The sequence below is a fragment of the Fodinibius salsisoli genome (genome assembly GCF_026229185.1).
GTDB classification, from domain to species: Bacteria; Bacteroidota; Rhodothermia; order Balneolales; family Balneolaceae; genus Fodinibius; species Fodinibius salsisoli.
The window spans coordinates 35,812-44,042 of record NZ_JAGGJA010000022.1 but is presented as its reverse complement, the minus strand read 5'-3'; the positions used below and the strand labels follow the sequence as shown (position 1 = coordinate 44,042).

Below are 8,231 nucleotides of genomic sequence, written 5' to 3'. Positions count from 1 at the left end.
GCAAGCGCCTGCATTCAAGCCTGGATTACCGCAGCCCTGCACAAACCGAAGAATTATTAATAACCCAACAGCAACAGGCCGCATGATCACCCTTAACTCACTGTCTACTTTTTTGTTGCAATTCCAATAAAAGGGGGTTGTTTATAACAAACTATATAAATAAGCTCTAAATTGAGTAATTCAATGGGTTATAGAACTCATGGCTGGGATGACACCCAACCATGAGTATACTGGATAATAAAGTTAATTTTGGGTAAGCGAGTAGGTGTATGGGACTTCACTCAGGTTGAGTTCAACGGTATAATTACCGGCCTCTTCTACTGCAATGTTATCTGCACCGGCCTCCAGTGTGCCATCGCCTTCCGCATCACCGTAATTCAGATCCCAGGCATCGTTGGCACGGAATTTCATTTCGCCGGCTGTCAGGTCCGTTGTGATTGTCCATACTTTGGTATCGGGATTATACGTCATATCCTGGTCCGCATCCCATTCACCGGCTGTTGCATCTCCGATAACACCCCAATCGGTATTGGTTAAAGAGTAGGTAAGGTTACTTAAATCAACATCCATTTTATAATAGCCAGCCGTTTCAGCTATAATATTATCTCCGCCTGCGTCAAGCGTTCCATCGGCACCGGTATCGCCCCAGTCGCCATTATTCCAGTTGCGTTCAGCTGTAAACTTGAAGGCTGCACCAGCGTTAGCAATATAGACGTAGCCTTCGTAGAAGTCATCATCTTCAAAAGAATAGAGGGCAGGGGCATCGGCAGGTTCCCAGTCGGTCATATATCCGCTGGCTGCCTGGTAGCCGCCTGGAACGTAAATTTCCGGGTATTCTACCTCCACCAAGTAAGGAGTAAAAGTATAAGATGCTGGTTCCGAGATTTCTTGTTGAACGGAATCATTGACCATGGCACGAACTCGTACAGGCACCGTTATTTGTTGATTGGCCGCAAATCCGGCAGAGATCAGTCGGTTGTTCATGCCACTGACGGTAAGCGCATAGGAGCTCTCCGTGGTGGTTCCAATTTCTGTGGAGTCAGCAAAATCTCCGTTTGTGAGTCCCATTTCTATGGAATAGGTCACGGGGGCAGCAAAACCATAGTCGGGCTCTGTCCATGTTATCGTCATTAAGGTGTCTTCGGCTGTTTCTTCGGTAAGGGTATAGCCTTGTCCCGATTCAGGAGCAGTGATAGCAGGAGAACCCGGCTCTGAACTGATGACCGGGCCCATCTCTTCTTTATCACATGCGACAATGGTGAAGAGGCTAAGTAAAACAATAAAAGGTGTACGTAATTTCTTCATTATCATCATATTTTTGACGTTCAACATTATTAATAACCCAAATTCTGCGTCAGGTTTGTATTTGAATTCACATCTGAGGATGGAATAGGGAAGAGCGCATAATGATCGCTGGTAGCGGCACCTTCTTGTGTATTTCCTTTCCAGGCCCAGACGTAATCTGCAGAGGTAAAATGACCGTAGCGGATGAGATCTGTCCGCCGATGACCTTCCCAGTAGAGCTCACGTGCCCGTTCATCCAGGATGAATTCCGGGGTTAATTCACCGGGGGTAATATTTTGGGAAGCATCGCCAAAGGCTCGTTCCCTGATTTGGTTTACCAGGTCAACGGCTTTGGCGGTATTACCGCCTTCGGCGCCGCGCGCTACTGCTTCGGCATATATGAGGTATACATCCGCAAGACGGAACATGGGGAAGTCAGTATCCACAAATTCAGGGAAAGAACCAGGCTGGCCATCAGAGGTAATGTTTTTCCATTTCGTGATGGCATAGCCCTGCTTAAAGTCTTCAATGTCTTGAATTTCGAGCTCTTGTCCCTCGGTAAAAAACAACGCGCGGCTATCGTTCTCTTGGTCAAACTTATCGACCAATTGAGGAGTAGTTCGGTGTCCGGCCCAGCCCGCGTCAATGCCGAACTCCGTTGCGCTCATGTCGCCTCCTACGGCTGCATGGACGATAAAATTCGTACCTCCGTAGGTTTTGGTATGCTCACCATCGAAAGTGATAGGGAAGATAATGCCATCAGCGGTGTGATTATCGGCCAGGAACAGGTGTTGATAGTTGTCTTCGAGCGCATAGGCTCCACTTTCAATAACTTTATCAGCATAGGAAAGGGCATCACTGTAACGCTGTTCACCGGTATAAACTTCGGCATTTAAATAGAGCTTAGCCAGGAGCGTCCATGCCGCTGCCTGACCGGCGCGTCCGTATTCATTTTGGCCGGTAGCTGGAAGCTGATCTTCAATGGCAAGCAGCTCATTTTCGATATAAGAAAAAACGGAATCAGCCGAAGCCGGTTGCGGGTTGTAAGCACCAACTCCATCCTTTTCGGTTACAAAAGGAATCCCTCCTCCATAAAAATCAAGCGCATGCCAATAGCTGAGGGCCCGGAGGAATCGTGCTTCAGCATTATAACTTTGGACCATAGAGTTTTCGTTGCCGTTCGCATTCCTGATAAACTCATTGGCCAGCGTGATTTCATAAAAGATGCGGCTGTACATTCCCATGACAAAATCGTTGGAAGCCCCCCATGATTGATAATTAAATTCAGGAAGGCCGGGATCCGTCCAGGCGACGACTGCTTCGTCGGTTGGAATTTCCTGGGCTACCCAAAATTGACGAATGTAACTTGAAAATCCTTCATCAATGCCTTGGATATCTGCATTACCGGATGGCCCTTGCTGCCCGGTTGCTGCAAATCCGGCATAAAGTTTGGCAAGTACCTGCCGATAATCTTCAGGGGTTTCATACACCGCCTCTGATGTTACAATATCATTGTCGAGGGGGCTGGTGTTGAGGTTGTCCACGCAAGAGGCCATGAACAAAACGATCATGGCAAGCAATGCTGCTGATACAATTTTATAGTTTTTGATAAACATAATATCCGTGGTTTTATACATTCTATTTAGAAATTCAGATTTACACCTAACATGAAGGTGCGTGGACGTGGGTAAAGGTTGTTGTCAATACCGCCAAATACTTCTGGATCGAGTCCGCTGTAGTTGGTAATCACAAAAGCATTTTGCACTGTAGCTGACAATCGAAGTGAAGAGACAGCAGTCAGCACATCACTGAAGGTATATCCCAGCGTGATGTTATCCATGCGCAGGAAAGAGGCATTTTCGACATAATGATCAGAATGAAACTGTTCGGTATTGAAATCAGTATCGAAAATAGAGGTAGGCGTATTGCGGATGTACTGGGTGTACAACATGTCGCTATAAAAGGAATTGCTCGAAGCTACATTATTGTAGATGTAGTTACCTAAGCTTGCGCGAGCTGAAAAGGAAGCATCCCAATTTTTATATTCTAATCGTGATGAAAGCCCGAGGGTTACATCTGCATCTGGGTTTTGATACCGATACTTATCATCTTCATCAACCACTCCGTCATCGTTGCGGTCAACATAGAGTCCTTCAATGGGATTTCCATCTTGATCATAAACTTGCTCATGAACATAGAAAGAGCTTCGTGGGTGACCAACGCTATGGATTTGGATGGTATTGCCGGTCCCCCCAGCGATACCCCCGGTTTCAACTCCAATGTAATCTGGGTCGTCAGCGGTAGTAAGTTTAGTAATCTCATTGGTATTGTGGGAGAGATTAAAGCCAACTTCCCAGAATGTATTGTCTGTTGAAATCGGACGTCCGGTTATATTAAATTCAACTCCTTTAACCTCCAGCGTTCCTACATTTGATAGAATGCGGTTGGTAAAGTTGGTTCCGGCTGGAACGGGTACTACATTTAGCAGATCCGTTGTTTCTCGGTAATAGGTTTCTACAGATCCATAAATGCGATCATTTAAAAATCCATAATCGAGCCCAAGGTTATAGGTTGTGGTTTCTTCCCATTTGAGGTTGGCATTGTAGCCTTCAGGACGAAGTGTTTCCAGAAATGTATCCCCGAATTGATAAGAGGCGGTCGGTTCTCCATAAGTGTAACGACCCAAGTAGGGATAGTCACCCTGGCCGATTCGCTGCTGGCCCGTAACGCCATATCCCAGGCGGAGTTTTAACTGGCTGATATCATCAATGCCCTTAAGGAAGGGCTCTTTGTGCATCTTCCATGCCAGGGCGGCAGACGGAAAGAGGCCCCATCGATTATCTTCCGAGAACCTTGAGGTACCATCCTGGCGGAGCGTAGCTGTCAGCAGGTACTTATCCTTAAAAGTGTAATTCATACGCCCAAAGAAGGAAATGATGTAGTGCTCGGTCTCATAGTCGGTATCCTGATCGACAACAAGCGTAGAAGAGCGGTCGAAGTTAGTGGCGTATTCGGAGCCCCTGGAATAGTGATGCTCCCACGAATAGCCGGCCGTCAGATCCACTTTACTGTCAATAGAAGAAAGGTCATCATTGTAATTCAGATAAAAGTCGAGCAGTTCATTTTCTTTTTTCTGAGAATAATCACGTCGCACGCCATTCGCTTCATTGGCGCCCGAGTATTCGAAGGCCGCCGTTTCCGGGACAGTATATAATCCATCGCCAACATCCGAATAGTCGTATCCCAGATTGAGCGTTGCACTTAGCTCGGGCAGAAATGAAGTTGTATAATCGAATTTAACATTTCCAATAGAGCGGTAGACTGTGGATTCGTCATTAGTCTGATTCAGCAGTGCCACGGGATTGGACGGAGCTATAGAAATAGGACTTCCGTCAGCATCCACCCAGGTATAATAACCGTCGAAACGGTTTTCGCCCTCTACTTTCACGGGCTTCGTGGGGTCAAATACAACTGCAGATCCTATAGCGGCCTGATTGGCAAACTGATTATTTACCTGCATGCCTTTGAGATTAAGGTCTATTTTCAGGCGATCATCCAGAAAAGTGGGCGTTAAGGCCAGAGATCCCGTTAGTCGATCTAATTGAGAGGTTTTCAGGATTCCATTGTTTCCTGAATAGCCCAGCGAGAGACGGTAAGGAAGTTGATTGACAGCTCCGGTAAAGCTCAGGTTATGGTCCTGGCTCAGCGATTGTTTATAGATTTTATTTTGCCAATTGGTACTGGCTTCCCCTAAATACTGGCTGCCATCTTCCCCAAACTGTTCCCGGATCACATTCCGGAACTGGTCAGCTGATAGAACATCCACCTGGTTTCGGTTGGTCTGCACTGAAAACTTTCCGGTATAATTAACCTTTAACTCTTGGCCAACCGTTCCTTTTTTGGTTTCAATAATGATGACCCCGTTCGAAGCCCTGGAACCATAAATAGCAGTAGCGGAGGCATCTTTGAGCACCGTTATGGAGGCAATGTCATTGGGATTGATGGTATTTAGTGGGCTTCTCATCCCCGAAACACCACTGCCATCCAGCGGCACTCCATCTACTACAAAGAGGGGATCGTTGCTGGCCGATAGGGAAGAGCCACCACGAATACGAATGGTAGCTCCGCTGCCGGGAGCGCCATCATTAGAGGTTACGTTGACGCCGGCCGTCTTGCCCTGGAACAGTTCCTCCGGAGAGGTGATAGCGCCTTCATTAAAGTCATCTGCATTTACGGCTGTGACCGATCCGGTATTGTCATCAACATCCTGAGTACCATAACCAATGACCACCACATCATCGAGCGCCTGGATATCTGAGGAAAGTGCAATGTCAATCGTTGAGCGACCATCAATCGGAACTTCTTGCTTTATATATCCAACAAAAGAAAAAATGAGGGTGTCGGTTTCCGAAGGCACTGACAGAGAATATGCCCCATCGGCTCTGGAGGAAGTCCCCACGGAAGGAGCATTTTGGACAATAATATTTACCCCAGGCAATGGTTGACCATCGCTGGCATCCGTGACAATACCTGATACAGTAATTTGGGCAATACCAGGCAGAGCAAAGCCCAATAATAGGGACGTTGTTATTAGTAGCTTTTTTATATCATTCATAGAGTTAGCTGAGTTAAGTTTAAAGAATAGGCAATTCGTGGCTATTTAAAGTTGTTTTGAACCAAAACTTTCAGTCCAAGACTTAAAAATTTTAGTCAAGAAATATTTTTTTGTGTAGCTCGCTAAGTGTTGTAACAAGACCTCTTAATATATCTTTGGAAACGCCTTGCAATACTATGTAAGCGCTTACAGTCAATGGTATAAAATAAGGGCCTATTATCTCAACGGCCTGTTGTAAGCGCTTACAATGTGCTCTTAATTAAGAATTATTGCAACAATATTCAAGTTCTTCTTGGGATGATGAAAAAAATTAAAAATAAAATTTCATAAGGTGGGAGTTGTAAGGGAATAATAGAAGGAGGTTTGCACTTTATGGTTGGTTCATGGTTGCAAGAGCAATAAATATTATGCACTACTTCCACAATTAGCCAAAAAAGCTTAGATGAATAAATAATTATGAAATGATTCTTGTCTATATTCAGTTATCAAATTGTCAATTCAAATGGATTTAGTAAGTGCTCATGAGTGAAACGGTACCACAAATTACCACCCTTGGCCAATTAAAAGAATCAGAATGGAAATCAGTCTCGGTCAAGGAAGAAATCCGGCGTAACTTGATCAAAAAAATAAGGGAGGGTGACATATTGTTTCCTGAAATTAGGGGATATGATCAGTCGGTAATTCCTGAATTACAACATGCGCTTCTGGCCAAACATGATTTCATTTTATTGGGATTGCGAGGCCAGGCGAAGACCAAGATATTACGGCAGCTTTATCTTTTACTGGATGAGTATATGCCCATAGTCAAAGGGTCGGAAATTAATGATGATCCACTTAAGCCAGTTTCCAAACAAGCACGTGAGCAGATTGAAACAAAGGGGGACAAGACCCCTATTGAATGGGTTCATCGGAGTCAGCGATATGGAGAGAAGCTGGCTACACCGGATACGGCCGTAGCAGATCTGATCGGGGATATTGACCCTATCAAGGCGGCTGCCCGGAAATTGACACTGGCTGATGAACACGTAATCAATTTTGGGCTCGTACCGCGGACCAATCGTGGTATTTTTGCGATCAATGAGTTGCCTGATCTACAGCCGCGTATCCAAGTATCATTGCTGAATATTATGCAGGAGCGTGATATCCAGATTCGTGGTTTTAATGTGCGTATTCCATTGGATGTATTGATGGTATTTTCCGCCAATCCAGAGGACTATACCAACCGGGGAAATATCATTACGCCGCTTAAAGACCGCATTGATTCACAGATTTTAACGCATTATCCGCGTAAGCTGGAGATCGGGCAAAAGATTACTGAGCAAGAAGCGTGGGCCAACCGCAATGGTTCTGTGGAGGTGGAGGTACCGCCCCTTATGAAGGAGCTACTGGAGCAAATTGCCTTTGAGGCTCGTGAATCGGAGTATATTGATCAGAAGAGCGGGGTTTCAACAAGGATGACGATAACGGCAATGGAGCAGCTTATTTCATCTGCAGAGCGGCGGGCGTTGTTAAATAATGAAAAGAAAACAACGGCACGTATTACCGATCTTTTTCATATCGTTCCGGCGTTAACCGGCAAGCTCGAGTTGGTCTATGAAGGCGAGCAGGAGGGCGTTTTGAATGTAGCAAAGCATATTATCGGAAAATCCATAAAACAAACGTTTGGGCGGTATTTTCCTGATCCGGAAGAACAGAAAAAGCAGGATAAAGAGAGCTTGTATCAACCGGTGTTGGATTGGTTCGCCAATGGAAATGAGCTGGATATGACCGATAAGATGTCCCAAAAGGAATATGAAGCCGCCTTACAACAGGTTGAAGGCTTAGAAAAGTTGGTTGCCGGACGGGAAATATTGTCATCTGACGACAGCAATAAATATTCATTGATGGATTTTGTGGTCGAAGCCCTGCATCAGCACTCTATGTTGGGCAAAGAAGACCTGGATGACGGACGTTCTTATTCGGATATGCTGGGAAGTATGCTGGGATCGATGGACGACTTTGATGATCTGGAGGATTTCGATCGGTGATTGGGATTGCAAATGAGGCAACAGAGCCTTATATTTGCTTCTCTGAATAGCCAACAAAGAAATTTTAGGATCTCATGAAAAAAGGAATTCACCCAGAATACAACGAAATTACGGTTGTCCTCAGCGATGGAACAGAATTTAAAACCCGAAGCACAATGGACACCAATGATGGTGTTTACCGCAGCGAGGTTGACTCTAAAAACCATCCCTTCTATACCGGAAATATGAACTTCCAGAAAAAGGCTGGCCGTATTGATCGCTTTAAGAAGCGTTATGGCAACAAGTAGTTTTCTGTAGATCAATTA

The 8,231-nt window shown here is 45.3% G+C and carries 5 protein-coding genes; 2 read left to right on the top strand and 3 right to left on the bottom strand.

Annotated features, from left to right (window positions below; translation table 11 throughout):
• Positions 1-243: 243 nt before the first annotated feature.
• The 3 genes from J6I44_RS19700 to J6I44_RS19690 are packed head-to-tail and all read right to left on the bottom strand — an operon-like array spanning position 244 to position 5,899.
• Positions 244-1,305: a SusE domain-containing protein gene (locus J6I44_RS19700; protein ID WP_265767981.1), complete on the bottom strand. Its 1,062-nt coding sequence runs from the start codon at positions 1,303-1,305 to the stop codon at positions 244-246.
• 29 nt (positions 1,306-1,334) lie between these two features.
• Entirely contained in the window at positions 1,335-2,900 is a 1,566-nt protein-coding gene (locus J6I44_RS19695) for a RagB/SusD family nutrient uptake outer membrane protein (protein ID WP_265767979.1), read from the bottom strand.
• A 26-nt stretch (positions 2,901-2,926) separates the two neighbouring features.
• The gene (locus J6I44_RS19690; protein ID WP_265767978.1) at positions 2,927-5,899 is read right to left on the bottom strand and encodes a SusC/RagA family TonB-linked outer membrane protein; all 2,973 of its coding nucleotides are present in this window, start codon (positions 5,897-5,899) and stop codon (positions 2,927-2,929) included.
• Between the two features lie 521 nt (positions 5,900-6,420).
• Between J6I44_RS19690 and J6I44_RS19685 the strand changes: the two genes are divergently transcribed.
• The gene (locus tag J6I44_RS19685) at positions 6,421-7,926 is read left to right on the top strand and encodes a sigma 54-interacting transcriptional regulator (RefSeq protein ID WP_265767977.1); all 1,506 of its coding nucleotides are present in this window, start codon (positions 6,421-6,423) and stop codon (positions 7,924-7,926) included.
• 74 nt (positions 7,927-8,000) lie between these two features.
• Positions 8,001-8,213 (top strand): 50S ribosomal protein L31, encoded by a 213-nt coding sequence (rpmE, locus tag J6I44_RS19680; RefSeq protein WP_265767976.1) that lies wholly within the window; start codon positions 8,001-8,003, stop codon positions 8,211-8,213.
• Positions 8,214-8,231 lie beyond the last annotated feature (18 nt).